Origin of the sequence: Spirulina sp. CCY15215, assembly GCF_016888125.1 — a bacterium.
Lineage (GTDB): Bacteria > Cyanobacteriota > Cyanobacteriia > Cyanobacteriales > Spirulinaceae > CCY15215.
Genome location: NZ_JACSWA010000034.1, coordinates 1 through 207 on the forward strand (window position 1 = coordinate 1; position 207 = coordinate 207).

General features: G+C 46.4%; 1 protein-coding gene. It reads left to right on the forward strand.

Annotated features, from left to right (window positions below):
* The coding region (locus JUI58_RS00140) for a hypothetical protein (RefSeq protein WP_204101740.1) at positions 1-207 on the forward strand (207 nt) is incomplete at both ends.

Below are 207 nucleotides of genomic sequence, written 5' to 3' on the forward strand. Positions count from 1 at the left end.
CATTTGAACGAGAGTTTGATTCTCTAGAAATCCGAGAAGAAGACATCCTTTTTGCACGGGGTTGTCTGTCTACTCCCGAAGATGAATTGACTCAACAGGAAAACAAGACCTCTGAAGAGGGGGAAGAAGAGGAAATCGTAGCGGGAGAAGAAAATGAAGATTCTTCCCCTGGCAGCGATCGCGCTTGTCGTCCTATTGGCGATGATA